The following is a 24,569-nucleotide window of genomic DNA, read 5'->3' as shown; positions in this document are numbered from 1 at the left end:
GGAGGATATAAAAAAGTGAACGCTGAAGATAAAACGAGGATTACCGTTGATATATATGGACACCAATACAAATTAAAAGCTAGCACCAGCACCAATTACATGAAGCGAGTAGCTGAATACGTGAACGACCAAATGTTTCGTATTGCAAAAGGTTATCCGCGGCTAGATTCACAGAAAATCGCCGTTTTGGCTGCCGTGAACATGGCAGATGAGTGCTTCCGTATGAACGAAATCATGGAAGAACTGACCAAAGCCCAAAAGGACCAAGTAGCAACCAAAGCCGCCTATGATAAATTAATCGTAAACTTTAACGAATTGAAACAAGAATATGAGCAACAACAGACATCCATAAGTGAACAAAATGCTAAGCTAGTACAAGGTAACCAAACGCAAGAGCAAATGAAACAAGAAGTGCAGAAAGCAAAACAAGAACAAGAGCAGTTGAGGCAACAACTACAACAAGCAAAACAACTACAAGAGCAAGCTAAACAACAACAACAAGAACAAACTAAACAACAGCAAGAACAAGCTAAACAGCAGCAAGAGCAAGTCAAGCAACAACTTGAACAAGTCAAACAACAGCTAGAGCAAGAAAAACGTCAACAAATACAAGTAAGACAACTGCTAGACCAAGAAAAACAACAACACCAACAAACAAAGCAACAATTCGAACAAGAGAAACAACAAAAAGCACTTCAGCTTCAAAAGCTGAACGAACAACACAGAGTCGAAAAACAATCTCTCTCAGAAATACACTTGCAAGACAAAGAAATGTTACATCAGCAATATCAACAAGACAAAGAAGCACTAATGCAGCTACATCTGCAGGATAAAGAAATCATAAACATGCAACATCAAGAAGAGATCTTTAAACTTTCGAACCAGTATCTAGTGGAAAAGGAAACACTCGTTAATCAACATCAAGAGGAACTAGAAAACATCACAATCCAACATCAAACGGAACTTGAAACTATCACAAACCAACTTCAAGAGGAAATTGAAACTCTTACAATCAAGCACCAAGAGGAACTAGAAACGCTAACCGCCCTTTACCAAGACGAGGCTGATGCTAAGATTCTTCGTTTTGAGCAAGATAAAGGCAATCTAGTTGGGGAATTCCAAGAACGACAAACAAACATTATTCAACAGCTTGAGGACCAAAAATCAACCATTATTACCCAATATCAAGCGCAAATTGATGCCTTACTAGAGCAGCAGCAATTAGAACGAAGTACCCTTGCTCAACATTTTGAAGAAGAAAAAGAACGGATTTTAGCACAGGCCCGCAGAGAAAAAGAAGAGCTAATGCGCCAAAGCTTGAACGATGAAGCTCAGCAAAAAGAACTTCAAAATATCAAAGAAGAGTATAGAGAACTGCGCGAGGAATATGCTAAGCTGCAGAATGAATACAATGAGTGGATCGAGCTTGTAGAAACAGACAGCCCTGGCAGGTAATCCACAGTGACAATGAATACATTAGACTATGTCATGTTGTCGATAGTAGCTTTGGGTCTGCTGCTAGGTTACTTTAGAGGTTTTATTGCCCAGATTGTTTCGCTCTCAGGTTTTGTTCTCGCCTACCTCGTTGCATTTTATTTTTACAGGGATTTTGCCCCTCTGCTTCGAAACGCAGTTTCACTGCCTACCTATCAAAATTACCAAAAATACGAATTTATCGTAAAAGGCCTTAATTTGGATACCTATATCCTGAATGCTTTAGCCTTTGCAATATTGTTTTTTGGCGTAAAATTTGCACTAGTCATCGTAGGCAGAGCACTTAATATTCTAGCAAAAACCCCAGGCCTGAACTTCATCAACCGTTGGAGCGGCGCATTGTTGGGCTTAGCAGAAGCACTTTTGATCATCATTATAGCCGTCAATGTTATCACCATCATGCCCTCAGACGGACTTCAAAAGCTGCTATCAAGCTCAACCATAGCTCCATATTTAATTAACGAATTACCCAATATTGCAGGAAAACTCCAAGAACTCTGGAAACAAGGAATCCCCCTATAGAAGCTGCCTACATTTCTAATACAGAATGGGCAGCTTTTATCAGTTTTCACCAAATCGTACGAGTACCAGCACTAGCAATCCCGACTTACATCCACTTAACATTTGAGTTCTGTAGTATCTACAAGTCACGAAATACAAAACCACTCCCCCACCAGCAACCAGATCCACAGCCCCAGTCCCAGCCACCCCCCAGCCCCAGCCACCCCCACCCTCAGCCCCAACCATACCCGCACCCGCACCCGCACCCGCACCCGCACCCGCACCCGCACCCGCACCCGCACCCGCACCCGCACCCGCACCCGCACCCGCACCCGCACCCGCACCCGCACCCGCACCCGCACCCGCACCCGCACCCGCACCCGCACCCGCACCCAGACCCACAACATCTAACGAGTTTCGCAATCATTACTCCATTAATTGAAGCCAGGAAGTCTAAAAAACAGTGAAATCAAGGACAATAACCTTCGCAACATAGCAATAACAGCTGACCCGATAATTGCGAAAATGCCTTCACTCGAACCTTATACTCTAAAATTATGTATTCTGTGGTATCTACAATCATCAAAAAACCTTACCGAAGCCTCAAAACATTCCATGTCCCTGTCGAAACGAGACCGGTACTTTTGCTTACAAAGGTTCAAAACTATAGCTTCAAATTTTTGATATTGATTAGTCGATTCATGATTTTTACATTGTAGATACTATAGAATATGAATAACCCATGATACTAATCTTGGATACATAAAATTCTTTACATACAAACAAATGTTCTATATAATACAAATATAGGGAATTATTTTCGCGTTATAATTGAGAGGGGTCAATTCATGGATGCTTATTTATTTGAATCGTTGGATGACACTTTCAAGACAGAGGAAGATTGTGTAAGACTTTTGACGAAAAGACGGTGGGCGGGTGGGTTTTGTTGTCCGAGTTGTGATTATCATTTATTTTATATTGTGAAGACTCGTAATTTATTGGAGTGTAAAGAATGCCGTACGCAAATTTCATTAACGGCTGGAACGGTTATGCATAAATCTAAGCTTTCCTTAATGATTTGGTTCAAAGCTATTCGAGCATTGATCCAGGAACAACAAACTTATTCGATTGCATCGTTTGCGAGCTTGCTTGGAGTAAATTATCGAACTGCTAAGTTGATGCTGGAGAAGCTGCAACTAGCTCTTTATAAGCAATACTCACGCATGGGTTCAGGTGCGGACAGAATTCGTGAACAAAAAGTAGAGTCCAGCCCAAATAAAAGAAAGCGTACAACTGTTAACTCTCGAAAGATCAACACCAACTTTTGTACGTATATATTTACAAATTCCAAGAAAATAAAGTATGTTGAGGGTGTTTTGTTTAGAAAGTGGATGGATGCTTTCTTATCCGTTTATTTGTTTCCTGTCTATTTAAGGTATTGTCAAGTGCTTTGACTTAACGTTAATTACCGTTTAGATTCCCTAGTTTTAGCCTATTCCATCGTCCATTGTTGTTGATTTATGGAAGCAATGTTATACCATCAAATTAATGCAAAATCCAAATACAAAAAAGCCTTACCGCTTTGTTGCCGCGATAAGGACTTATGAACTGATGACTTAAACTATTCAACAATCAATGTTGATTTCATATTAGCGTGACCACTGCCACACATGATGGAACAGTTAATTGGGAAAGAGCCCGCTTTATCTGGTGTAAAGGTAACTGTTTTGTTGCTATTATCGATGTTTATTTTGAATTCTTTAATGGAAGCACCATGAATGCCTTGAGCATTATCAAGCGTAATTGTAACGGGCTCTCCTTTTTTGACACGATATTCGGATTGGTCAAATTTGAAGTTTGTCGCTTTCAATAAAACTTGCTGGCCTGCTGCTTGTGTGGTAGCGGCGGGGGATGTAGAGGATTGTGCTGATTTCGTATCTTTGTTTCCACAAGCTGCTATCGCAATGACTATGACTATTCCCATTAAAAGAACGAATAATTTCTTCATATATATCCCTCCGGAATTGTATTGGTTTCCCTCATCATTGTACACGACCTCTTCCGAAAAAACAGTGACAAACTCGTGAAAGAAATTGTTATCATAGAAAAGATCGGTCCGGCGAGTGAATACGCGGCAGACCGATCTTTTTTGGGCTTTAGCATGGATATCAGTTATCGAAACTGATAGGTTTTTACCGACGATCCTGTCTTCCTGTGATCCCATGTTCAAAGGGGGTTTTCACAGGGATGAACAGGTCGATGATTCCGATGACTAAAGCAGCTAAAACGGCACCTATTATGCTCGTAGATACATTACCCACTACAAACTGGGCGGCCCAAATAACAAGCGCGCTTACCAGAAAGCCTACGATTCCTCTGCCAAAGGGAGTGATTTGTTTGCCGAAGATCCCTTCAATGATCCAAGCAGCAACAGCAATGACCAAAGCTAGAAAAAATGCGCTCCAGAAACCACCGACTTGAAACCCTGGAACTAACCAGCTGACAAACATTAAAACCAAAGCAGAAACAATAAACCTTACCAGATGTCCGAGAAGATGCATCTCGTGAACCTCCTTCTTTTTGTGATGAGAATAAGTTCTCATAACAAGAAGTGATTTTTTGCAAACTATGCTTGGTGTGTCTAAGTCTTGCAATCCTTTTGGCAGGAGGATAGGTGCACAGCTTAGTGTATCCAATTCGAGTGAATATTATGGTAGGCAGCATCTTCCATATAACGATTGTCTCCGTAGCTAATCAGGCTTGATTTGGTTTATAATATAGGGTAGAGAAAAGAGGTTGGGATCGTTGAATAAGAAAATAATTAAAACATTAGATTATCAGAAGATTTTACATAAACTAGCTCATCATGCATCAACTTCGCTTGGTAAGGATGCCGTGGAAAAGCTTGAGCCTAAAGGTGATTTTGAACTCGTCAAGCTTCGGCTGCAAGCAACCGATGAGGCTGTTAATGTAGAACGATTGAAAGGGAATGCCCCTTTTGGTGGGATTCGTGATATTAGATCTTCCTTGCACCGGGTTAGAATTGGCGGGATGTTAAACCCTACGGAGCTGCTTGATATTTCGACGACGATGTTCGGTACACGCAGGTTAAAGCGATTTGTTCTCGCGGTTCACGAAGAATACGCGATTCCGATGCTCAAAGGGCAGGTTGAATTACTCACAGAAAATAAGCCATTAGAGGATAAAATTAATAGCTGTATTGATGAAAATGCTGTTGTTGTTGACGGTGCGAGCCCTGAACTGGGACGTGTGCGAAGTGAACTGCGCACAGGTGAAGGAAGAGTCCGCGAGAGGTTAGAACAAATGCTTCGCAATTCATCTGTTCAGAAAATGTTACAGGACGTATTGATCACTATTCGTAACGACCGTTTTGTAATCCCCGTTAAATCGGAATATCGATCCAGCTTTGGCGGAATGATTCATGATCAGTCAGCATCGGGTGCGACGCTATATATTGAGCCAGATGCTATTGTTCAATTAAATAACAAAATTCGTGAGTTAAAGTTTAAGGAAGAAGTTGAGATTGAGAAGATTTTACGCGCACTTACTGAGCTTGTTGCCGAACAAGTGGATTTGCTTGTGCTGGATGTTGATCAATTGGCAGAGCTTGATTTTACTTTTGCTAAAGCTGGTCTAGCTAGGGAACTGAAAGCAACAATGCCTAGATTAAATGATCGAGGCTTTATTAAAATAAAGCGAGGCCGGCATCCGCTTATCGCGGCTGATTCCGTTGTACCGCTTGATTTGGAGTTGGGCAATGATTTCTCACAAATCATTGTGACGGGGCCTAATACAGGTGGTAAAACAGTTTCCCTCAAAACAGTAGGACTCCTTAGCTTAATGGCAATGTCAGGGTTGTTTGTACCAGCTGAGGAAGGCAGTCAGTTATGTGTTTTCGATGCAATTTATGCGGATATTGGCGATGAGCAGAGCATCGAGCAGAATTTAAGTACGTTTTCGAGTCATATGACGAATATTATAAGTATTTTGAGGGATATGACACCAAAAAGTTTGGTTTTGCTTGATGAACTTGGAGCAGGTACCGATCCTGCTGAAGGTTCTGCTTTAGCGATCTCCATTTTGGATTATATTCATCAAATTGGTTGCCGAATCATTGCAACGACACACTATTCGGAGTTAAAGGCTTATGCCTATCAAAAGCAAGGCACCATTAATGCAAGTATGGAATTTGATATACAAACACTAAGTCCGACTTACCGCTTATTAGTAGGTGTTCCTGGTCGAAGTAATGCGTTTGCTATTGCAGAGCGTCTTGGCTTATCAAAGCGCATTATTGAGCATGCACGAACACAGGTTGGCGAGGAGGATAAGCGCGTCGAATCAATGATCGCGTCGCTTGAGGAGAACCGCCTAATTGCAGAAGCTGAGCGCCAAAGTGCTGAAAGGATGCGTCGAGAGGCGGAAGAGATGCGCCTAACGTTAGAGACTCAGCAGGCCAAGTTCGACGAGCAGCGCGATAAGCTGCTCGAGAAGGCCGAGCGCGACGCGCGTGAGGCTGTCGCCAAGGCGCGCCGCGAGGCAGATGAAATCATCGCCGAGCTGCGGCGCATGGCGCAGGAGGAAGCCGGTGGGGTCAAGGATCACCGGTTGGTAGAAGCGAAGCGCCGCCTTGATCAGGCGGCGCCGGAGCTGCGCGAAAAGCAAGTTCGCGCGGCGAAGAAGCGGCCAGAGAGAATTGAGGCCGGGGATGAAGTGCGTGTCGTGACCCTGGGTCAGAAGGGTCACGTCATAGAGATTGTTAGCGCCACAGAAGCAACGGTGCAGTTGGGAATTATGAAGATGAAGGTCGATTTGTCGAATCTCGAAAAGATCGGCAGCACAGCTCAGAAAAAGCCAGCTCATCAGGTGGCTACAACGGTCAAAAGAACACGAGATGATAACATTCGGATGGAACTGGATATGCGCGGTCTCAATATGGAGGATGCCTTGATTGAGGCTGATCGATTCCTGGATGAATCTTTCTTGGGCAATTTGGGTCAAGTGTACTTAATTCATGGTAAAGGAACAGGTGTGCTGCGTACTGGCATGCAGGAATACTTGCGCCGTCATAAGCATGTGAAGAGCTACCGCATGGGGAATTATAATGAAGGCGGAGCAGGAGTTACAATCGTCGAATTGAAATAACTTTTTAAATTTTTCATCTTTTTGAAACTCATTCTATGGGACTGCGTATGAATATGTGTAAGCACCGGTGATTAAAAAATTAGCATTCGCAATACACAAATTTTAAAATACATGTTTATAAACCTTAGGAGGAATTCAAAGATGGGAATTTTTAAAAGACTTCGCGATATGACAATGGCTTCGGTAAATGACTTGCTGGACAAAGCAGAAGATCCTATTAAGATGTTAAATCAGTTTCTTCGTGATATGGAAGAAGATATCATGGAAGCTGAGGCTGCAGTAGCTAAGCAGATCGCAATTGAGAAGAAATTCAAGCTTCAGTTTGAAGAATCCGAAGAGATGGTTACTAAACGTACTGAGCAAGCTATGAAAGCTCTTGAATCAGGCAATGAAGACCTGGCTCGCCGCGCGTTGGAAGACAAGAAAGAGCACCAAGGACGTTACGATGAATTGAAACGCCAATATGATCTTGCGAAAACGAATGCTGACCAACTTCGCAGTCAATTGACCGAAATGAAAGACGAGTTCAACAAAATGAAGAACAAGAAGGATTTGTTGATTGCTCGTGCTGAAACAGCAAAAGCTCAAAAACAAATCAACCAAGCGATGTCTGGTTTTGGTACAGACAATGCAGCTAAAGGTTTTGACCGTATGAGCGAGAAAGTGCTTCAAATGGAAGCTGAAGCGCAAGCAAGCGGTGAAATCCGTGCTAAAAACCGCAGCTTAGATGATGAGCTTGACAAACTTGGTGGAAGCAGCAGCGGAATTGATGACGAATTAGCGGCTATGAGAGCAAAGCTTGCTGAAAAAAAACAATCCTAATGTTATACTAATAGTACCTGCTAGAGACTGAGTCAAACTCAGTCTCTTCTATCTTTCGTGAAGGAAGGCAGGAGACGATATGAATGAAGAGGTGGATGTATTGCTAAGTAACCCGTATTTATCGACGCTTGCCTTTTTTGCAGTTGCTGTGATCGCGCTTGTTGTATTTCTAACGATTTTTGAAATGGTCACCAAATATGATGACTGGGCTGAGATCAAAAAAGGCAACTTATCTGTAGCGATGGCAACAGGCGGGAAGATTTTTGGGATTTGTAATCTGTTCCGATTCGCTATCCTCAACAATGACACGATGATTAATTCCCTCATCTGGGCAGGGTACGGATTCTTACTATTGCTGGTTGCCTATTTCATTTTTGAATTCTTGACACCTTATTTCAAAATCGATGAAGAAATCAAAAAAGATAATCGCGCTGTAGGTTTCTTGTCCTTGACGCTGTCTGTCTCTCTTTCCTACGTGGTCGGAGCTTGTGTAACTTAGAATCATACATAATCTTGGAGGCTTGAACAATGAAATACCTGTGGGGCACTTTGTTTGCCATCGCGTTTGTATTTATGGCGGCAGGGGTTTATTATTTATTGAAATATGCATGAATGCATTAGGTTGGAGGATTACGTAATGAGTACCAATGAAGAAATAGTTTGTCCATGGTGCCAAACAGAAATCGTTTGGGATCCGGAGATTGGACCAGAGGACGAATGTCCACACTGTTTTAATGAACTGAACGATTATAGGAGCATTGATTTAAAGGTAAAACAAACAGGTCAACCGCTCCGCTTTGATGAACAAGAATATGCCGATTCGGATGAAGATTTATCATTGGCTTGGGATGATTCGGATGAACCTCTTGATAAATACGGAGAAAAAGTTCAGCATATTACGGACGAACAAGAAGAGGCACCCGAATGCTCTAGCTGTCATGAGCTGATGTTGTTTGCAGGTACCGAGGTCACGAGTGGCACTTCTTTCACGCCAGTTATTCCCAAAACGTTAGGAAGTGCTTTCCTAACAGGTCCCTTTACTTCGAATGTCTTTGTGTGCCCATCTTGCTTTAAGGTGGAGAAAATCTTATCTGATACAGATCGACTGCTCATGGTGGAACGTATTAAATCGGAGTAGCGGTGAAACCGAGTCCTTTATGGATTCGGTTTTTTTATATGTCCTGCCTCATATTTTTACTCGATTGGGGAAGCTTAACAAGAGCTATTTCGATCTGTGGGGAAAGGTGAGGAGGAGTATGCAAAAGGATCAGAGTAAGTCGTTTGTTAAACAAGGTAGTGCAAAGGAAGGCACTAAAACCAATTATTTTGAAGACCGTGGAAGTGGAGCCGTCGAAGTCAAGAGTTCACAGAAAAAAGGCAGGCTTGATGCTCAGGCGATTCTTTTACTGATCGTTCATTCGTTATTTGGCAGTGCAAATGCCTTGTCGGGAACTTTCGTTGGTGTGTATTTGTGGAAGGCCAAAAATGACTACGCTTTAATCGGTTGGTTTACGTTAACCACGCATTTGACAATGGCGGTTACCTTCTGGTTAGCAGGGAAATGGGTAAAGGAACACAATAAAATGAACTGCTTACGGCTCGGTGTAGCATTTTCCGCGGGCTTTTATATGCTGGTATTATGGCTTGGAGCAAGCAGCATTCACTATTTTGTTTGGTTAGGAATGGTTCAGGGAATTTCAGCTGGGTTATTCTGGGTTGCTTTTAATGTTGTTTATTTTGAAGTGACGGACCCCGATAATCGAGATAGGTTCAATGGCTGGGTTGGGCTATTGGGTTCAGGCGCAGGCATAGTCGCACCATGGATATCCGGTTTACTCATCGTGAGTTTGGGAGATGGTGCTGGGTATCGATTAATCTTTTCCATCTCGTTAGGTATCTTTTTGCTAGGCGTGGTTATCAGTTTCTTTTTGAAAAAAAGAAAAGTACAAGGTACTTACGAATGGTTGTTTCCCTTTCGTTGTCTAAGGCAAGCTGAAACACCTTGGAAGCGCGTATGCTTAGCCTTGGTATTTCAAGGAGTTCGAGAAGGTGTCTTTGGTTTCATGATTGGACTTCTCGTCTATATATCCACATCAAGTGAAGCGAGCTTAGGGAGTTTCGTATTGATTACTTCTGCGGTATCCTTAGTGAGTTTCTGGGCGGTGGGACGATTTATAAAGCCACGTTTTCGTAAAATCAGTATGCTGATTGGTGCAACTATGATCGTAGCCGTTATTATTCCTTTTTTCTGGAAAATGGGGTATAGCACTTTACTTATTTTCGGCATAGGAGCTTCGCTCTTCTTTCCGATGTATTCGGTACCTATGGTGTCGGCAGTATTCGATCTTATTGGTTCAAATGAAGCCAGTGCTAAGCAGCGGGAGGAGTACATTGTACTTCGTGAGCTTTCCCTCAATATGGGGCGTGTGTGCGGTGTGCTCTTATTCATTTGTGTCATTTCGTGGAGTAAGGCGCCGCTTGTGATAAATGTACTGCTATTGCTCATTGGCAGCTCATCGTTGGTCAGTTGGTACTTTATGAGGAAGCAGTTAACGGTAATAAGAACTTGACATCTTTCGCGCTTCCCGATAAAAATGTGGGTATAGATTGTTTTATTGGGAAGAGGAGGGGGTAACCCTTGACACATAAAAAAATGGTGAATAGCATCACAGAGCTGATTGGTGATACACCGGCCGTGCGGATTAAACGATTGGTAGGTCCGAATGATGCGGAGCTCTACGTGAAGCTTGAATACTTTAATCCAAGCGGCAGTGTAAAAGACCGCGCTGCGTTTAATTTAATCGAACAGGCGGAGAAAGATGGACTGCTTCGTCCTGGCGCTACGATTATCGAGCCGACTAGCGGTAATACTGGCATTGGACTTGCCATGAATGCGGCTGCCAGAGGCTACAAGGCCATTCTAATCATGCCGGACAACATGACCAAAGAACGGATTACACTGCTCAAGGCCTATGGCGCAGAGGTCGTACTCACTCCCGCCGCGCTGCGGATGCCGGGTGCGATTGAGAAAGCCAAGGAACTGCGGGATCAGATACCTGGCAGTTATATCCCGCAGCAGTTCGAGAATCCGGCGAATCCAAGTATTCATCGGACGACAACAGCTCCGGAAATTCTGGAGCAAATGGATGGGCGTCTGGATGCTTTCGTAGCAACTTCAGGCACGGGAGGAACGATCACTGGAACGGGCGAGGTGCTCCGGGAGAAGCTGCCGGATATCCAGATCTATGTGGTGGAGCCGAAGGGTTCACCGGTTCTGTCGGGAGGAAGTCCAGGTCCGCATAAACTCGTTGGTACGAGTCCAGGCTTCGTACCGGCTATTCTGAACACAAACGTGTACGATGAGATCGTGCAGGTAACTGACGAAGATGCGATTCGAACCATGAAAGATCTGGCCAGCAAGGAAGGCATACTTGTAGGACCTTCGGCCGGAGCCTCGGTGTGGACAGGTATACAGGTAGCTAGTAAGCTAGGAGCGGGCAAGAGAGTGCTCTGTATTGCACCGGATACAGGCGAAAGATATTTGAGTATGGACATTTTTGATTGATTCATGAATAAGTTAGCACATATAAAATCGGCCCACCGGATCCAAATGATTCGGATGGGCCATTCTTCATTGTTTTATTAAAAAATAATGAAAGTATGTTGAATAAAAATGCAAAATTGAGTATAATTATAAGTGTGATAAGGTTTGAAATGAAGGGTGGAAATACTGTGAAACTAGCCTATATTAATGCGCTTCCTGAAGAAGGTCAATTCCAGGAATTTATACAGACATATACAGAAGAATGCATAACATTTGGAACTCAAGCGATTGTGAATTGGAACGATTTTCAATCGGAGCACGTTATCTCAGTTTATGATGAGAATAAGCTTGTCGGAATCGGTTGTATGGCGGGAGAATGTCATGTCCATGTGCGTCCAACGTATGAGCATCGTGAAATTGAAAGCATGATGAACAAATTGCTGCAATCCGAATCGAAGGTTAGTTTGGTTCACGGGCAATCCTGATGATGACTGGTAGGCAGAGGGCTACTCGGGAGATCCCGGTGGCCTTTTTCTTATTTGTGGGGCGGAAATTTCGATTATACAAAAATATTCCGCACTAAAACAAGCTCAGTAATTGAATTAGGACAGCAATTCATTGTAAGATTAAAGGATGAACGAATCAGATTTCAGAAAGGTAGGTTTAACCATGGATGCTTTGAAGCTTAATATTCTCGAACTACTGAAAGAAGATGCCCGCAGGAGTGCGGACCTGATCGCCACAATGCTTGGTACGGCGGAGGCCGAGGTTGCACGAGCGATAAGCGAGATGGAAGCGGATAAGGTCATCGTCAAATACGCAACAGTAGTCAACTGGAGCAAAGTGGATGACGAAAAGGTTACCGCCCTGATTGAAGTGCAAATTACGCCGGAACGCGGACACGGGTTCGATGCCATCGCGGAACGGATCTATTTATATCCAGAAGTCAAATCGGTTTATCTCATGTCTGGCGCCTATGATTTGCTTGTCGAAATTGAGGGCAGTTCCCTCAAACAAGTCGCTTCTTTCGTGTCCAACAAGCTTTCGCCGATTGATCGCGTGCTTTCAACAAAGACGAATTTTATATTAAAAAAATACAAACAAGACGGCATTATATTCGAGGATCAGGAAGACGATCACCGGATGCTCGTTTCGCCGTAAAGAAGAGGGAACGCCATGATCAAAGATGAGATAACGATCCAGCAGAACAAAGTAAAATCGATGCAGGACTACCTCGCTCCTGCCGTACGTGAAATGAAGCCTTCAGGTATTCGGAAGTTTTTTGATTTGGTTAGTAACAGCAAGGAAGATATTATTTCTCTTGGTGTAGGGGAACCGGATTTCTCAACACCTTGGCATGTTCGTGAAGCAGCTGTTCATTCCTTGGAACGCGGTAGAACGAAATACACGCCAAACTCAGGTATTCCTGAGCTTCGTGAAGCGATTGCCGATTACCTTCATACGTCCTTTAAAGTGAAATATGAGCCATCGAATGAAGTCCTTGTTACGGTTGGCGGCAGTGAAGCGATTGACTTAGCTCTCCGAGCTTTGATAACGCCGGGCGACGAGATTCTTATACCGGAACCTTGTTATATTTCGTATTCCCCAATCACGAGCATAAGCGGCGGCGTAGCTGTTGGGATCGAGACCTTCGCGAAGGACCAGTTCAAGCTGACTGAGAAAGCGCTTCGCGATGCGATTACGCCACGCTCCAAAATATTAATTCTCTGCTATCCTAGCAATCCAACAGGCGGTATTATGACCTATGAGGATTGGCTTCCGATAGCCAAAGTCATTGAAGAGAACGATCTTATTGTCATTTCCGATGAAATATATGCAGAGCTGACTTATGGTCAGAAGCACGTGAGCTTCGCAGCAATTCCTGGCATGAAAGACCGGACAATCTTGGTTAGCGGTTTCTCCAAAGCTTTTGCCATGACAGGCTGGCGGATGGGATATGCCTGCGGTCACCAGGAGCTGATTTCCGCGATGACCAAAATTCATCAATATACTGTGATGTGCGCACCCGTCATGGGGCAGGTAGCCGCTCACGAGGCGTTGACGAATGGCTTGGAAGAGAAGGATCGGATGATCGAGTCCTATAACCAGCGCAGACGTCTGATCGTAAAAGGGTTCCGAGATATTGGTCTCGAATGCCATGAGCCGCAAGGCGCTTTCTATGCATTTCCAAGTATTGTTGCTACAGGATTAACATCAGAAGAGTTTGCACAGCGGCTTTTATTTGAGTCAAAGGTTGCTGCCGTGCCTGGAGATGTGTTTGGTTTAGGTGGAGAAGGCTTCTTACGTTGTTCATACGCCTATAGTGTTTCTCAACTAAATGAAGCATTAGAGAGAATTGGAAATTTTATGAGAAAACTGTAATGAATAACGTAAATAAATATGTTCATTATTGATGAAAACTGGTATTCTTATAGTAAGGAGGGATGAGCATGGCTTTTATGGAATATCAACTATCAACCTATCAAAAACATTTTCAAATTCGTGAACAGGATTTCGGACAAAGTTGGTTGACCAAGCGTGCAAAGAAGCAAAACTCCCTTACCTTATTAGAAGAAGAGATTCATTCTCTACGACGCAGGTTAGAAAAGATGGTTTTTGATGGCGAAGAAATGACATCGGATTCCGTCGTTGAATTGAGCACAATCCTAGACCAAAAAATAAATGAATATATGCATAATGGGAAAAAAAGTCGGTGAAAACCGACTTTTCTCGCGACTATCGATGGATGCAGATAACAAACGGAGGTACGCTTACAACATGAAAGTGAAATGGCTGTTAGTTATGATGATGGGGCTTATGGTGATTCTAACGGGTTGCGGCGGGCCGAAGCCGGATGTATCTATATTTATAATGGGCTCTAATGGTTTTCCAAGTGAAGCGGGGGACAAGCTGGAGAGTTCCTTGAAGTCCAAGGTGGGCGAAGTTCCTACAGTCAAAATTAATACGTCGCCTATATTCTCGATGGAAAAAATGATTGTAGAGCTGGCTGCAGGAGGCAATGGCATCTTCATTCTTGCGGAAGATCAATTCAAATCACTTAGTAATCAAGCGGGTTTCGTTTCTTTGGATGATACGATCAATCCGGAAGATTATCCGGATGGTGTTATTCAAATAGCTGAAGAAGGCAAGCCTGCAGAAAAGCATCTTTATGGTATTCCTCTTGCAGGAAACAAATGGATGAAAGAACAAGGTTTTGAAGGAAAAGGCTTGGTGGCTTTTATTCCTCAAAATGCTCCAAAGTTGAACGAGTCGAAACAAGTGCTCAAAGTAATTGCACAAAAGTAACAAGAAGTCTATAATCGACAAATAGATTGATAGTAAAATATGCAGCCATAGGTGTTGGTTAAGCTCATTAAGAAGAGATTGCCACTTAAAAGGGAAGCCGGTTAAAGTCCGGCACGGTCCCGCCACTGTAATCCAGGCATGAGTTGCCGGGAGAGTCAGGATACCTGCCCATGGTGCCGTTTACGACATCCTTCGAGGAAAAGGATCGCGTTAAATCAGGAAGCAACCTTAGGGTTGCTGAGCACCGCGATTTATCGTCCCCTTTGTTCCTTCGAGAACAAAGGGGCTTTTTTGTTAGGGTCAATCGAAATAAATAGTTCAGAAAGAGGTTTTGTCAGATGAAAAGGAATTCAGTAAAAAAAGCACTTATTCTTACGTTAGCTCTAGTAACAGCAATCAGTCTCGCAGCTTGCGGCAAAAAGGAAACGGAAATGTCTGATCCATCTAAGCTTGGCGGGGAGGGAACGAAAGCTCCTGCTGCAACTTCGGCACCAGCAGCAGCCAAAAAGACGGTCTATCCATTGAAGATAAAGGATGCTACGGGTAAGGAGTTTACTTTTGATAAGGCGCCTGAACGTATTGCATCCGTGTCTCCGGCAGAGACTGAAGCCCTTTTTGCAATTGGGCTTGAGGCTAATATTGTTGGTGTATCTGATTTCGATGATTATCCAGAAGCGGCCAAAACGAAACCGAAGCTTGGCAGTATAACGAAGCCTAACCAAGAAGCAGTTATTGCAGCCAATGCGAATGTCTTGTTCACAGGAGTTTCAATGAAACCCGATACGGTAGAAAAGTTGCGCGCTTTAAATATTAACGTGTTTAAAGTGGAGCCGAAAACCTTGGATGATGCCATTGCGAACATTCAAACCTACGGATTGATTACAGATCATCAGGAGCAAGCGGAAAAAGTGGTTGCTAAGATGAAATCGGATCGTCAAAAGGTTGTTAATGCAGTGAAAGACGTCAAGCAAGAGAACAAGAAAAAGGTATACATTGAATTTGCCCCGGGATGGACAGTGGGCAGTGGCGAATACATGGATGAATTGATCAAGCTTTCTGGCGGGATTAACGTCGCAGGAGACGGAAAAGGCTGGTATCAAATCAGCGAAGAGAAAATCATTCAACAAAACCCAGGTGTAATTTTGTTCGCCAATGGGGTCGTCGATAGTAAAAGCAAGAAACCACTTGATGAAATTATCCGTACGCGAAGCGGTTGGGATGCCATTGATGCCGTGAAGAACAAACAGGTGATTGGCCTCGACCAGAACATGTTGAGCCGTCCAGGTCCAAGACTGACCGATGGATTGCTTGAAATGGCGAAAGGCATTTATCCCGAACTGGTGAAATAAAATGAAAAGAAAATTAATGCTATGGGGAGGAGTAGGGGTTATACTCCTTCTTCTTTCTATTATGGCGAGCTTGTCGCTGGGAACCGCTAATCTCCCGGTTTTGCAAATTGCCAGTATTCTCGCCAAGCACATTCCTTGGCTGGGAGATCACATCGATGCAACCTGGCCGCAGTCGTCGGAACAAATCATTAATAAAGTGCGATTTCCCCGTGTATTACTGGGGATTCTTGTAGGGGCCTCACTTTCCATTGCAGGGGCAGCTTTTCAAGGTGTGCTGCGTAATCCACTTGCTGATCCTTATGCACTCGGTGTATCCTCGGGTGCTTCTGTTGGAGCCGCATTTTTAATCTATTTTGGACTGCAAGTAGCGTGGTTTGGGCAGTGGTCGATTCCTATTGTTGCCTTTGTGACGGGACTTATTTCTTTATTTCTGGTTCTTAAGCTTGCCCAGATCGAAGGGAAGCTGAAGATGGAGACGCTTATTTTATCAGGCGTGGTCATGCAGGCCTTTCTAGGGGCAATCGTATCATTCATGGTGTCTATTTCCAATCAAGTCATTAATGAAATTATTTTCTGGCTAATGGGCAGCTTGGCCATGCGAGGTTGGTCGTATACCTATATCATCTCACCCTATTTAATTATCGGTTTTGTCGTGCTGCTTAGCTATGCAAGGTCGTTAAATTTACTGGCTCTTGGTGAGCGGCAGGCGTCACATCTTGGTGTGAATGTGGAGCGGACGAAGCTGATTGTGCTTATAGTAGCAACTTTCATAACGGCTGCAGCGGTATCTGTTGCTGGTGTTATTGGCTTTGTAGGACTCATCGTACCGCATTTGGTGCGACTATTGGTAGGTCCGGATTATCGGTTGATTATTCCTTTATCCGCCATTGGCGGGGGGATTTATGTCCTCTGGGCAGATACACTTGCCCGTACCCTGCTGAGTCCAACTGAAATTCCACTTGGGGTCATCACGGCATTTCTGGGCGCACCATTTTTTGCTTATTTGCTCCACAAGGATAAGAAAACGTTAAGAGGTTGATCAAGATGATTAAAGTGGAGCACCTTTCCCAAAGCTTTAAGGAACAGCAAGTGCTTGAGAACATCAGCTTTGAGATCAAGCAGGGTGAATTTTTTGGTATTATTGGGCCAAACGGCAGCGGTAAGTCAACGTTACTTCGTCTAATATCAGGGATTGATCCTGTTAAAAACGGAAGTGTTGACCTGGGTGGCCGGTTAGTATCCTCCTATTCACGAAAAGAGCTGGCTAGATGGCTTGCTGTCCTCCAGCAGGATGCACTGCCTCCAGTAGGCTTCACGGTCCGTGAAGTGGTGGAAATGGGCCGATATCCTTTTCAGAATTGGCTTGGTGAGGAGTCTGCTGATGCAGAAGGTTTAATTGATAGGATTGTCCGGAAGCTGCACTTGGAACCGCTGATTGATCGAACAATCGAGCGCCTCAGCGGCGGTGAACGTCAGCGGGTCGCTCTTGCTAAAGTGATGGCGCAGCAGCCGCAGCTGCTTATGCTGGATGAACCAACAACGTTCTTGGATATCGGATATCAAGTACAGATGATGGACTACATCAAGGAATGGCAGCGAGAATCCGAGTTGACGGTTGTAGCTGTCCTGCATGACTTGAATTTGGCTGCACAGTACTGCACGCGATTAATGGTTATACATAATGGCGAACTTTCAGCGATAGGAACACCTGATGAAATCATTACCAGCGAATTAATCAGCGAAGTGTATGGAACTGAACCGATTGTCCTGCAACACCCCGTTAACGATGCGCCGCAAATTTTATTACAGCCAGGAAAATAGATGAGCTATCGGAGGGTCACAATCATGAATAAGATGCAAGAGATTATAGATAGCATTAAGCCTGTTTACCAAGATGTAATGAACCAAGCGAATGAGCATTTAAATCAGTTGACGAAACCACAGGGAAGCCTCGGGAAACTGGAAGATATTGCACGTCAGGTTGCCGGAATTACGGGCGAAGTGATGCCGATTTTCGATAAAAAAGCGGTCATCGTAATGGCCGGGGATCACGGCGTATGTGAAGAAGGGATTAGTGCATATCCGGCGGAAGTAACGCCTCAAATGGTGCTTAATTTCCTTTATGGCGGGGCTGCAGTCAATGTACTTGCAAGACATGCCGACGCTGAAGTTGTCTGTGTCGATATGGGGGTAAATGCTGATCTGGAGCATCCTAATCTCGTCTCTCGCAAAGTAAGAAAAGGGACGCGTAATATGTCGCGTGAAGCAGCATTAACGCTGGATGAGACTGTCCAAGCCATACAAGCTGGTATAGAAGTTGTGGACGAGTTGGTGGAAAAGGGCTACCGGCTCTTTGCTATGGGAGAGATGGGGATTGGTAATACAACGGCCAGCGCCGCGATTCTGTGTGCTTTGACGGGCTTGGATGCGAGTATAGCTGTTGGCCGCGGAACAGGCATTGACGATAGCAAATGGTTGCATAAAGTGTCCGTTGTGAATAAGGCGCTGGATGTGAATGGGCTTCGTGTGAATGAGGTGAACAGATCAAGCGCTGAGTATGCGCTCGATGTGTTAATGAAGGTCGGCGGATTGGAGATCGCCGGACTTGTTGGTGTGATTCTCGGCGCAGCGAAGAATCGCTGTCCGGTCGTCGTCGACGGATTCATCTCGTCGGCAGCTGCGCTTGTGGCGAGCCGATTAGCACCGCTAACCGCGTCCTACATGCTCGCCTCGCACTTATCGCAGGAGCAGGGGCATGCGAAGCTGCTCGAAGCGGTTGGCCTCGCAGCGATGCTGCAGATGGATATGCGGCTGGGCGAAGGAACAGGCGCGGTGCTTGTCTTTAACTTGATCGATGCCGCAGGCAAGATCATGAAAGAAATGGCGACATTCGAAAGCGCAGGCGTGTCGCGGGGTTAGCCGTATAGGGGCATGCCGTTAAAAGGTAAGCTTATACAGTAAGCATCGATAAGGAGGCGAAGGCGCCATGGCAGTTTTGGTTACGGGCGGCGCGCGCAGCGGTAAGAGTTCCTTCGCGGAGAAGCTTGCCATGCATGGCAGCGAGCGAGGGATTTATATCGCTACTTCCCACATCTACGATGAGGAAATGAAGGAGCGGGTTGAGCTGCATCAGCAGATGAGGCTTGCCTCCGGGTATCCATGGGATACCCGGGAGGAGCCTTTCCAACTGCGGGAATTACTGCTCCGTTTGCAGGAGAGCGGGGAGGATGCTGTGGTCTTGGTCGACTGTTTGACTCTTTGGCTGTCCAACTGGTTGCTCCATCATGAGGGAGAAGTAGATGCTTCTGCTCAGGTAATGAAACACATAGACGAGCTTGTAGAAGCAGTGTCCTCCTACCGTGGACACCTCATCTTGGTTACGAATGAAGTAGGTGACGGCATTGTGCCGGAATACCCGCTTGGCCGTAGTTTTCGTGATCTGGCAGGACGAATGAATCAACGACTAGCTGAGGTGTGTGAGCAGGTATTCCTTGTCACGGTGGGTATCCCCATGGAGCTAAAAAGCAGAGCTTATCGACTGGAATAGAATAAGTCTTTAGGCATGGAACGGTGATCAATATGTGGATATATTCTTGGCAGGAAATCGTTAGTATGACGGCTGCTTCCATTGCGCTGGACTGGCTGATTGGTGATCCGAAGTGGCCGACACATCCGGTTATTCTCATTGGACGCTTCATTCGCTGGGTAGAAGGCAAGTTACATAAAGGAAAAGAGACGTCGGTTAAATCATCGTCTGGATGGCTGCGAACTAAGGGTGTCATGCTTACTGTTTCTACTGTAGTGCTTAGCTTTAGCGTGATGCTGCTGCTTATTCTTGCTGCTCGCTCGATACATGAGTGGCTCGGATACTTGCTCTCTACGTGGTTCATTTCCACAACGATAGCTATTAAAGGATTAAAGGATGCCGCTTATCTAGTTTACAATCCGCTGCGTACAGGGAATCTCACAGATGCTCGCAAGTACACGGGCTACATCGTAGGCCGCGATACGGATGAGCTCGGCGAGGAAGAACTGACGCGCGCGGTCGTGGAGACCGTGGCGGAGAACATCGTCGACGCGGTCATCGCGCCCTTGTTCTATGCGCTGATCGGCGGTGCACCGCTCGCGATGCTGTACCGGGCATCGAATACGCTGGATTCGATGGTCGGTTACCGAAATGACAGATACCGTCATTTCGGCTGGGCGTCGGCCCGCTGGGACGACGTGATGAACTGGATCCCGGCTCGGCTGACCGGCCTCCTGTTAATCCTCGTCGCCCTGCTGCAGCCGGGCCTCTCGGCGAAGCGCGCAGCGGCAGCGATTCGCCGCTTCGCGCACCTGCACCCCAGCCCGAATAGCGGAATTCCGGAGTCGGCGGTAGCCGGGGCACTCGGAATTGAGCTGGGCGGGCTGAACGTCTATGGCGGCGCTGCGAGTGAGCGCGCTCGCCTGGGCTGGCCGCTGCGGGAGCTAGCGCAGCAGGATATTGTCTACGCCGTGAGAATGCTCTACGGCGTCAGCTTTGTAGTGATGGGAGGATTGCTGTGCATACTACTCGTACTGTTTTACTAGACTGGCTGCGTGCTTGCATAGCAGCCTTTCAGTTTCTAACCCGTTTGCCGATTCCTGTGCAAATTGACTATACAGACCGAGTATTCCAAAGAAGCGTGATATTTTATCCGCTAGCGGGATTCGTCATCGGTCTTCTTTTACTCCTAGCAGGCGAAGGGTTAAGCCTCGTCCTTCCTGCGATGCCCGCAGGCGTACTGCTGCTTGGGTTCTGGGTTGTCTTAACAGGCGGCCTGCACTTAGACGGACTAATGGATACCGCGGATGGTATTCTTAGTCACAGACCCCGTGAGCAAATGCTAGAAATCATGAAAGACAGCCGCGTAGGCGCCATGGGTGTCATCGTTTGTGTTCTCCACCTGCTCCTCAAATTTTCGCTTCTTTACACCTTACTAGGTACTGGTGGAATGGGTCGTGTATGCTTCTTACTTGCCATCGTTCCCATCTGGAGTCGTTGGTTTATGGTTGCAGCAATTCAAGGGTGGCTCTATGCACGGCGAGACTCAGGATTAGGGAGTTTTTTTCGCGGAGTTACCAAATGGCATGTGATTATGTCTGCATTAGTAGCCCTCTTTACTACTACGCTTATAGTCGCTTTGTTTTCAACATGGCTAGCTGATTCTCATGTGATAACTTTCTCTTTAACCTATGGTATAACTATCATTTTTAGCTTTGCTATAGGCACGATTTTAACAGGTTGGATTTTGGCCACGTATATAAGCCGTAAATTAGGCGGTTTAACCGGAGATACATATGGTGCTTTGAATGAACTCCTCGAAACGCTACTTTTGTTGGGCATAACCATTTTCGTAACAGATTTGTGAGTGTAAATAGTCTAAAGTGGTGGTTACCAATGTTGTACTTTCTACAACAATTCACACGCCTAAAGGCTATTTTCCAAGGTGAAGTTGCAGTTTGTACAACAATTCGAACCCATTTGTCGCGAAATGGCCTGTATAGGGCCAGATTGTTGTACACTATGCAACAACGAAGGGAGAAAGGTGCGATCTAGACCGCAATTGTTGCACTTTCTACAACATATTCAACCAAGAATAGGATTCATTTATTCAGTGTTTGTCCAATGTTTCCAACTCAGAGAAAGGAGTGAATATCATGCTAGAACGCTATGGACATGGAGGCGACCTTTGGACGGCAGAAGAAGCCTTTGGCCGTCCAAAGGAGCAATTCTTGGATTTCAGCTCGAATATGAATCCGTTAGGTCCTCCTTCGGTTGTTAAGCATATTCTCAGAGACGAGTGGCGTGATATGGTCAAATATCCCGACCCCGCCGTGCGTGAACTTAGAAACAAGCTATCGTTGAAATATGATATCGGAGTGGAATGCATACTAGTTGGCAACGGAGCAGCGGAGCTGATTGACCTGATCGCGCGAGTGTTAAAGCCCTCTGTAACAGGATTAGCGAGGCCCTCTTTTAGCGAGTATGAAGAAGCGATCCATAAATCAGGTGGCGGTATTTACAACATCTCTCTGTCGCACATGCACAATTTTGAATTGCAGCAGCAAGATATCGAAGCCTCTTATTCGGCTGTGGATTTGTTCTTTCTAGGGCATCCGAATAATCCAACAGGAAAGCTGGTCCCTCGTCAAGTGTTGGACATGCTTATGCAGAGTAACCGTAGATTGGTGCTTGATGAAGCCTTCATGGATTTTGTACCGAATGAACAGGAACACACTTTACTCAAGCTTGCTTCCACGAGTCAGCAGCTTTTCGTCATCCGCTCGATGACGAAATTTTATTCCATCCCGGGTATACGCTTAGGCTTTATGGTGGCTCACCCTGATCTGATTCGGCAAATTCAACATCTTCAGGTGCAGTGGAGCGTAAACTATTTAGCGCAGCGCATCGGAACTGCTGTGCTTGATGATTTGGATTTTGAGCAGTCCAGCTGGCAGTGGCTGCAAGAAGAGAAGCCATGGCTCACTCAGCAGCTCGAGCAATTGGGTCTTGAGGTCGTGGCTAGTGATGTGAATTTTTTGCTTTTTTCGTTTCCTGAGCGGATGGGTATCGATGTGAAGATGGCGCAGAAGCATTTGGGGCACCAAGGGATATTAATCCGAGATGCGTCTTTATTTGAAGGTCTCAATAAACGCTATTGCCGGGTTGCGGTACGTCTTCGCGAAGACAACGAACGGTTAATATCTGGGTTACGTCACATGTTGGCAGAATTCATGCAGAACCGGGGGCAAGCTGATGACGAATAAGACTATGCAAGCTGCAACATTGATGGTCCAGGGCACAGCTTCCGACGTGGGGAAAAGCATTTTAACAGCAGCACTGTGCCGCATTCTAGTTCAAGACGGCTGGCAAACGGCACCATTTAAGTCGCAAAATATGTCTCTTAATTCTTATGTTACCTTTGATGGCAAAGAGATTGGCCGAGCACAAGGAGTTCAGGCGGATGCCTGTCGTATTTTAGCCACAACGGATATGAATCCGATCCTGCTTAAGCCGAAGCAAGACATGGTTGCTCAGGTTGTTGTTCACGGTAAACCGTACTCTGATTTAGATGCAAGGACGTATAGAGAGTCCTATTTGCCGCAGGCTGAAGTGATCGTGAAGGAAGCTTTAATCCGGCTGCGCAGTCAATATGATGTAGTGGTGCTAGAGGGGGCGGGAAGTCCAGCTGAGGTTAATCTGAAGGACCGCGATATTGTAAATATGCGGCTGGCGGGTTGGGCGGACGCTCCTGTGCTTCTTGTTGCTGATATTGATCGTGGAGGCGTATTTGCATCCATCGTAGGCACTTTGGAGATCTTGACACCGGAGGAAAGAGACCGTGTTAAGGGCTTTATTATTAATAAGTTTCGTGGAGATGTTAGTCTGCTGAAACCGGGCTTGGATTGGCTAGAGGAGAGGACGGGGAAACCGGTTCTTGGGGTTATTCCTTATCTGCCGCAGTTAGGCATTGAGGATGAGGACTCAGCGTCACTAGATTCTAAGCGCATGCAGAGTAAACGGAATGAGAGCTCTCAAGGGAAACAGGCAGATCAGCTGGATATCGCGGTTATTCGCTTGCCTCGTCTCTCAAATTTTACGGATTTCGATCCCCTGCAAGAGGAGAAAGATGTCTATTTCCGCTATATTACCCACCTATCCGAATGGGGTGAACCGGATGTCGTTTTGCTCCCAGGCAGCAAGAATACCATGGACGATTTACGGTATTTGAACGAATCTGGTCTGGCAGAGCGAGTGAAGGTTTTCGCGCAATCAGAGAATGGTTGGGTCGCTGGTATTTGTGCAGGCTATCAGATGCTAGGCGCCAAGCTGCTTGATCCAAATGGCTACGAATCAGATCATCCTGAGCTAGAGGGACTAGGGCTTTTACCAACGGAGACTGTCTTTACTTCCGATAAACGGACCGTTCAAGTTCAGGGAAGCAGCACACTTTTTGCTGAAAATAGCTCTGGAATTGCCATTGATGGCTATGAAATCCACATGGGGCGGACGCGTTATTTGCAAGAAATGGCAACGCCTTTCCAGATTAAGGCTCTTACCAGCTTCGATGATGAAAGCTCTGATAATGTGCTGCACGGAGACGGGGCAGCTGCGGATCATGGGCGTGTTTGGGGGACGTATTTACACGGGATTTTACATAATGATGACTTCCGCAGTGCCTGGTTAAATCGTATTCGCAAGCATAAAGGATTATCCCTAATCGAGGGTGGCCTTCGTTTTAAAGAACGTCGAGAAGCTGCTTTCGATAGATTGGCTGACCACGTTAGATGTCACTTGGATATGAATCGTGTTTATGAGATGATGGATATATCAAAGCCTTGGAAAAGGGAGGATGTTTAAA

Annotated in this window: 26 protein-coding genes and 1 riboswitch; of the genes, 23 read left to right on the top strand and 3 right to left on the bottom strand. The window is 45.3% G+C overall.

Features of this window, described 5'->3' with window-relative positions:
* The first annotated feature begins 15 nt into the window (after window positions 1-15).
* Window positions 16-1,455 carry a cell division protein ZapA gene (locus QFZ78_RS16895; protein ID WP_307549263.1) on the top strand — a complete coding sequence of 480 codons (1,440 nt, stop codon included), beginning with the start codon at window positions 16-18 and terminating at the stop codon, window positions 1,453-1,455.
* A 12-nt stretch (window positions 1,456-1,467) separates the two neighbouring features.
* Window positions 1,468-2,016 (top strand): CvpA family protein, encoded by a 549-nt coding sequence (locus tag QFZ78_RS16890; protein WP_173185386.1) that lies wholly within the window; start codon window positions 1,468-1,470, stop codon window positions 2,014-2,016.
* A 39-nt stretch (window positions 2,017-2,055) separates the two neighbouring features.
* Here the strand turns inward: QFZ78_RS16890 and QFZ78_RS16885 are convergent, their stop codons facing one another.
* Complete coding sequence (locus tag QFZ78_RS16885) at window positions 2,056-2,418, bottom strand: hypothetical protein (RefSeq protein ID WP_307549261.1); 363 nt, start codon at window positions 2,416-2,418, stop codon at window positions 2,056-2,058.
* Between the two features lie 425 nt (window positions 2,419-2,843).
* Between QFZ78_RS16885 and QFZ78_RS16880 the strand changes: the two genes are divergently transcribed.
* Window positions 2,844-3,449 (top strand): IS1595 family transposase, encoded by a 606-nt coding sequence (locus QFZ78_RS16880; protein ID WP_307549259.1) that lies wholly within the window; start codon window positions 2,844-2,846, stop codon window positions 3,447-3,449.
* A 167-nt stretch (window positions 3,450-3,616) separates the two neighbouring features.
* Here the strand turns inward: QFZ78_RS16880 and QFZ78_RS16875 are convergent, their stop codons facing one another.
* Together QFZ78_RS16875 and QFZ78_RS16870 are read right to left on the bottom strand one after the other, a co-directional pair.
* Window positions 3,617-4,003 (bottom strand): cupredoxin domain-containing protein, encoded by a 387-nt coding sequence (locus QFZ78_RS16875; RefSeq protein WP_307549258.1) that lies wholly within the window; start codon window positions 4,001-4,003, stop codon window positions 3,617-3,619.
* A gap of 184 nt (window positions 4,004-4,187) precedes the next feature.
* Window positions 4,188-4,556 (bottom strand): phage holin family protein, encoded by a 369-nt coding sequence (locus QFZ78_RS16870; protein WP_307549256.1) that lies wholly within the window; start codon window positions 4,554-4,556, stop codon window positions 4,188-4,190.
* 244 nt (window positions 4,557-4,800) lie between these two features.
* Here QFZ78_RS16870 and QFZ78_RS16865 point away from each other — a divergent pair, with 244 nt between their 5' ends.
* From QFZ78_RS16865 to QFZ78_RS16770, 20 genes are all read left to right on the top strand, one after another.
* The gene (locus QFZ78_RS16865) at window positions 4,801-7,161 is read left to right on the top strand and encodes an endonuclease MutS2 (protein ID WP_307549254.1); all 2,361 of its coding nucleotides are present in this window, start codon (window positions 4,801-4,803) and stop codon (window positions 7,159-7,161) included.
* A gap of 141 nt (window positions 7,162-7,302) precedes the next feature.
* A complete protein-coding gene (locus QFZ78_RS16860; protein WP_057304793.1) occupies window positions 7,303-7,983 on the top strand; it encodes a PspA/IM30 family protein in 681 nt (226 codons plus the stop codon).
* Window positions 7,984-8,062: 79 nt separating this feature from the next.
* Window positions 8,063-8,482: a DUF350 domain-containing protein gene (locus QFZ78_RS16855; protein ID WP_307549251.1), complete on the top strand. Its 420-nt coding sequence runs from the start codon at window positions 8,063-8,065 to the stop codon at window positions 8,480-8,482.
* Window positions 8,483-8,620: 138 nt separating this feature from the next.
* Window positions 8,621-9,121, top strand: coding sequence for a hypothetical protein (locus tag QFZ78_RS16850; protein ID WP_307549250.1), 501 nt, complete (start codon window positions 8,621-8,623; stop codon window positions 9,119-9,121).
* 118 nt (window positions 9,122-9,239) lie between these two features.
* Window positions 9,240-10,553, top strand: a complete 1,314-nt coding sequence (locus tag QFZ78_RS16845; protein WP_307549247.1) for an MFS transporter — start codon at window positions 9,240-9,242, stop codon at window positions 10,551-10,553.
* 83 nt (window positions 10,554-10,636) lie between these two features.
* Window positions 10,637-11,548 (top strand): cysteine synthase A, encoded by a 912-nt coding sequence (cysK, locus tag QFZ78_RS16840; RefSeq protein ID WP_307555732.1) that lies wholly within the window; start codon window positions 10,637-10,639, stop codon window positions 11,546-11,548.
* A gap of 167 nt (window positions 11,549-11,715) precedes the next feature.
* The gene (locus QFZ78_RS16835) at window positions 11,716-12,012 is read left to right on the top strand and encodes a hypothetical protein (RefSeq protein ID WP_307549246.1); all 297 of its coding nucleotides are present in this window, start codon (window positions 11,716-11,718) and stop codon (window positions 12,010-12,012) included.
* 184 nt (window positions 12,013-12,196) lie between these two features.
* On the top strand, window positions 12,197-12,688 hold the full coding sequence (locus QFZ78_RS16830) for an Lrp/AsnC family transcriptional regulator (protein WP_171690787.1): 492 nt from the start codon (window positions 12,197-12,199) through the stop codon (window positions 12,686-12,688).
* A 15-nt stretch (window positions 12,689-12,703) separates the two neighbouring features.
* Window positions 12,704-13,909 carry an aminotransferase class I/II-fold pyridoxal phosphate-dependent enzyme gene (locus tag QFZ78_RS16825; protein ID WP_307549243.1) on the top strand — a complete coding sequence of 402 codons (1,206 nt, stop codon included), beginning with the start codon at window positions 12,704-12,706 and terminating at the stop codon, window positions 13,907-13,909.
* Between the two features lie 68 nt (window positions 13,910-13,977).
* The gene (locus QFZ78_RS16820; RefSeq protein WP_307549242.1) at window positions 13,978-14,244 is read left to right on the top strand and encodes an aspartyl-phosphate phosphatase Spo0E family protein; all 267 of its coding nucleotides are present in this window, start codon (window positions 13,978-13,980) and stop codon (window positions 14,242-14,244) included.
* Window positions 14,245-14,305: 61 nt separating this feature from the next.
* Window positions 14,306-14,833, top strand: a complete 528-nt coding sequence (locus QFZ78_RS16815) for a type 2 periplasmic-binding domain-containing protein (RefSeq protein WP_307549240.1) — start codon at window positions 14,306-14,308, stop codon at window positions 14,831-14,833.
* Between the two features lie 32 nt (window positions 14,834-14,865).
* A riboswitch (cobalamin riboswitch) is annotated at window positions 14,866-15,019 on the top strand.
* A 152-nt stretch (window positions 15,020-15,171) separates the two neighbouring features.
* On the top strand, window positions 15,172-16,182 hold the full coding sequence (locus QFZ78_RS16810; protein WP_307549239.1) for an ABC transporter substrate-binding protein: 1,011 nt from the start codon (window positions 15,172-15,174) through the stop codon (window positions 16,180-16,182).
* 1 nt (window position 16,183) lies between these two features.
* Window positions 16,184-17,221, top strand: a complete 1,038-nt coding sequence (locus QFZ78_RS16805) for a FecCD family ABC transporter permease (protein ID WP_307549237.1) — start codon at window positions 16,184-16,186, stop codon at window positions 17,219-17,221.
* Between the two features lie 5 nt (window positions 17,222-17,226).
* Complete coding sequence (locus QFZ78_RS16800) at window positions 17,227-18,003, top strand: ABC transporter ATP-binding protein (RefSeq protein WP_307549235.1); 777 nt, start codon at window positions 17,227-17,229, stop codon at window positions 18,001-18,003.
* Window positions 18,004-18,027: 24 nt separating this feature from the next.
* Complete coding sequence (cobT, locus tag QFZ78_RS16795) at window positions 18,028-19,101, top strand: nicotinate-nucleotide--dimethylbenzimidazole phosphoribosyltransferase (RefSeq protein WP_307549233.1); 1,074 nt, start codon at window positions 18,028-18,030, stop codon at window positions 19,099-19,101.
* Window positions 19,102-19,168: 67 nt separating this feature from the next.
* Window positions 19,169-19,729 carry a bifunctional adenosylcobinamide kinase/adenosylcobinamide-phosphate guanylyltransferase gene (gene cobU, locus QFZ78_RS16790; RefSeq protein WP_307549232.1) on the top strand — a complete coding sequence of 187 codons (561 nt, stop codon included), beginning with the start codon at window positions 19,169-19,171 and terminating at the stop codon, window positions 19,727-19,729.
* A 32-nt stretch (window positions 19,730-19,761) separates the two neighbouring features.
* On the top strand, window positions 19,762-20,754 hold the full coding sequence (gene cbiB / locus QFZ78_RS16785) for an adenosylcobinamide-phosphate synthase CbiB (protein WP_307555730.1): 993 nt from the start codon (window positions 19,762-19,764) through the stop codon (window positions 20,752-20,754).
* Complete coding sequence (cobS, locus tag QFZ78_RS16780; protein ID WP_307549230.1) at window positions 20,727-21,575, top strand: adenosylcobinamide-GDP ribazoletransferase; 849 nt, start codon at window positions 20,727-20,729, stop codon at window positions 21,573-21,575. The genes cbiB and cobS overlap by 28 nt, the downstream gene beginning before the upstream one ends.
* Before the next feature lie 289 nt (window positions 21,576-21,864).
* Window positions 21,865-22,974 (top strand): threonine-phosphate decarboxylase CobD, encoded by a 1,110-nt coding sequence (cobD, locus tag QFZ78_RS16775; RefSeq protein WP_307549229.1) that lies wholly within the window; start codon window positions 21,865-21,867, stop codon window positions 22,972-22,974.
* Entirely contained in the window at window positions 22,964-24,568 is a 1,605-nt protein-coding gene (locus QFZ78_RS16770; RefSeq protein ID WP_307549227.1) for a cobyric acid synthase, read from the top strand. Before cobD ends, QFZ78_RS16770 begins: the two co-directional genes overlap by 11 nt.
* Window position 24,569 lies beyond the last annotated feature (1 nt).

This window comes from Paenibacillus sp. V4I5, assembly GCF_030817255.1.
In the GTDB taxonomy this organism is placed as follows: domain Bacteria; phylum Bacillota; class Bacilli; order Paenibacillales; family NBRC-103111; genus Paenibacillus_E.
Note: the sequence above shows the minus strand (reverse complement) of the source record. Positions and strands in the feature narration are given on the sequence as shown.

Bases quoted from the DNA above. Each gene is read 5' to 3' on its own strand.
- QFZ78_RS16890 (WP_173185386.1), top strand. From the start codon at position 1,468: ATGAATACATTAGACTATGTCATGTTGTCGATAGTAGCTTTGGGTCTG.
- QFZ78_RS16880 (WP_307549259.1), top strand. From the start codon at position 2,844: ATGGATGCTTATTTATTTGAATCGTTGGATGACACTTTCAAGACAGAG.
- QFZ78_RS16875 (WP_307549258.1), bottom strand. From the start codon at position 4,003: ATGAAGAAATTATTCGTTCTTTTAATGGGAATAGTCATAGTCATTGCG.
- QFZ78_RS16870 (WP_307549256.1), bottom strand. From the start codon at position 4,556: ATGCATCTTCTCGGACATCTGGTAAGGTTTATTGTTTCTGCTTTGGTT.
- QFZ78_RS16860 (WP_057304793.1), top strand. From the start codon at position 7,303: ATGGGAATTTTTAAAAGACTTCGCGATATGACAATGGCTTCGGTAAAT.
- QFZ78_RS16855 (WP_307549251.1), top strand. From the start codon at position 8,063: ATGAATGAAGAGGTGGATGTATTGCTAAGTAACCCGTATTTATCGACG.
- QFZ78_RS16850 (WP_307549250.1), top strand. From the start codon at position 8,621: ATGAGTACCAATGAAGAAATAGTTTGTCCATGGTGCCAAACAGAAATC.
- QFZ78_RS16845 (WP_307549247.1), top strand. From the start codon at position 9,240: ATGCAAAAGGATCAGAGTAAGTCGTTTGTTAAACAAGGTAGTGCAAAG.
- cysK (WP_307555732.1), top strand. From the start codon at position 10,637: ATGGTGAATAGCATCACAGAGCTGATTGGTGATACACCGGCCGTGCGG.
- QFZ78_RS16830 (WP_171690787.1), top strand. From the start codon at position 12,197: ATGGATGCTTTGAAGCTTAATATTCTCGAACTACTGAAAGAAGATGCC.
- QFZ78_RS16825 (WP_307549243.1), top strand. From the start codon at position 12,704: ATGATCAAAGATGAGATAACGATCCAGCAGAACAAAGTAAAATCGATG.
- QFZ78_RS16820 (WP_307549242.1), top strand. From the start codon at position 13,978: ATGGCTTTTATGGAATATCAACTATCAACCTATCAAAAACATTTTCAA.
- QFZ78_RS16815 (WP_307549240.1), top strand. From the start codon at position 14,306: ATGAAAGTGAAATGGCTGTTAGTTATGATGATGGGGCTTATGGTGATT.
- QFZ78_RS16810 (WP_307549239.1), top strand. From the start codon at position 15,172: ATGAAAAGGAATTCAGTAAAAAAAGCACTTATTCTTACGTTAGCTCTA.
- QFZ78_RS16805 (WP_307549237.1), top strand. From the start codon at position 16,184: ATGAAAAGAAAATTAATGCTATGGGGAGGAGTAGGGGTTATACTCCTT.
- QFZ78_RS16800 (WP_307549235.1), top strand. From the start codon at position 17,227: ATGATTAAAGTGGAGCACCTTTCCCAAAGCTTTAAGGAACAGCAAGTG.
- cobT (WP_307549233.1), top strand. From the start codon at position 18,028: ATGAATAAGATGCAAGAGATTATAGATAGCATTAAGCCTGTTTACCAA.
- cobU (WP_307549232.1), top strand. From the start codon at position 19,169: ATGGCAGTTTTGGTTACGGGCGGCGCGCGCAGCGGTAAGAGTTCCTTC.
- cbiB (WP_307555730.1), top strand. From the start codon at position 19,762: ATGTGGATATATTCTTGGCAGGAAATCGTTAGTATGACGGCTGCTTCC.
- cobD (WP_307549229.1), top strand. From the start codon at position 21,865: ATGCTAGAACGCTATGGACATGGAGGCGACCTTTGGACGGCAGAAGAA.
- QFZ78_RS16770 (WP_307549227.1), top strand. From the start codon at position 22,964: ATGACGAATAAGACTATGCAAGCTGCAACATTGATGGTCCAGGGCACA.